Genomic DNA, 1,649 nt, shown 5'->3' with positions numbered 1-1,649 from the left:
GGGCCTTGCGTTTATGGTATCCAGTAGGATCACAACCCGCCAATCCCAGAGGATCAATCCAATTCGCCGGATTATGAACGTACGCATACGGATTCAGGCCCCCTGCCAGCCCTAGCGGATCAGGCGATAAGTACTGTCCCGTTTCCCTGTCGTAATAACGGAACCGATTATAAAATAAACCGCTCTCCGTGTCTTCATACTGACCACAAAACCGAAGATTACACGTCAGAGTCCGCGGGTCATTGACCGTCAGCACCCGCCAAAATTCCGCTTCGCCCCAGGTCAGCAGCCGGCCCGCCCAGATAAGTTCCCCTTCCTCGGTCAGGATTTCCCGCACCGTCCTCTGATGGTCGCTCACCAAATAGTACAGCTGACCCTTTTCATACCGCGCCGACGGCGTCAGCGCCCCCGGTTCGTACAGCCAGTGAATACTCTGCTCTCCGGCAACACTCCCGTCCGCATACACCGGCGTCTCTTCTATCAGCTGGTCACCGCTCCACAGGTAATTATAACCGATAATCGTCGTCGGTTTCACCGGCTGACCCGCGCCCTCCGCTTCTTTTCGCTTGCTAATCCGCCGCCCGAAGGCGTCATAGCCGTAACGCCAGCGGCTCCCTTCCGGGCTGATAAACCCGGTCAGCCGCTGCTGACCGTCCCAGCGGTAACGCCAGGTTCGCGGCCGGTAGCCCCGCCGCTGCTCGGTTTTCTCTACCCGGCGTCCGTTCTCATCGTAGCGATAAGTGTTCGCCCCGCGCTGAACCACCCGCCCGGCCTGCTGCGCCTGAGACGTCTGCTGCACGTCTTCACTGAGCCGCTCCGGCACCCGCTTGTGGTAATGCATATTCTGACCCGCGTCATACACATACTGTTCGTCACACGCGGTCGAGCCGCCAAACTGCGCGGTCACCACCTGGTCGTTCGCATTGTAGCCGTAGCGAGTTTCTGCCCAGAGTCTGTCTTCAATGCAGGCCACATTGTGCGCCGAATTGTAATGCCAGCGCCGGCTCACCGTGCGGCCCAGCGGCGGATAAGACGGGTCAGCATCGGGGGACGTCTGTTGAAACCGCGTCGGATGGCGTCCGGCAGTCTGGTGGGCCAGCAGCCCGAGCGGGGTGTAAGCCTGTGACTGGATAAATCCGGCCCCGCTTTCCCGTACGGTTTCCCGTCCCAGCAGGTCATGCTGCATCAGCAGCGGCGCGTGGCCAGCCAGCTCAACGCGGGTGACCTGACCGAGCGGGCCATAATCCCAGCGCAGGGCCGGCAGGGTGTCTCCCTGCCGGCTGACCGGTAAGCCACTCAGGGGATCCCATTCGTGGGTTACCGTCCGCCCGTTAATCGTTTCGGTGGTCAGGTTGCCGGAGCCATCGTATTCAAATTCCACCACCGCATCCGGGTTGGTGGCGCGAATAAGCTGGCCGGTGGCGTTATAGTCATATTCCGTGACCGCGACCAGCTGACACTGTTCATCGTCTTCCTGCCAGACTTCCTGCCGGATCAGGTGGTCTTCCGGGGTGTAGCACCCGCGCAGCAGCTGATTATTCGGGTAACGGGCGATGATTTTACGTCCTGCCCTGTCGTACTGATATTGGATCGTGCGCCCGGTAAAATCGGTTTCCCCGATAATCTGCCCGGCCCGGTCACGGGTGTAA

1 protein-coding gene is annotated in these 1,649 nt (G+C 60.3%); it reads right to left on the bottom strand.

Features of this window, described 5'->3' with window-relative positions; all coding sequences use genetic code 11:
* The coding region (locus tag C5471_RS23140; protein ID WP_278250196.1) for an RHS repeat-associated core domain-containing protein at nt 1–1,649 on the bottom strand (1,649 nt) is incomplete at both ends.

Origin of the sequence: Photorhabdus tasmaniensis, from assembly GCF_011189505.1 — a bacterium.
In the GTDB taxonomy this organism is placed as follows: domain Bacteria; phylum Pseudomonadota; class Gammaproteobacteria; order Enterobacterales; family Enterobacteriaceae; genus Photorhabdus; species Photorhabdus tasmaniensis.
The sequence above is the reverse complement of the archived record's forward strand: the minus strand, read 5'-3'. Positions and strand labels throughout refer to the sequence as shown.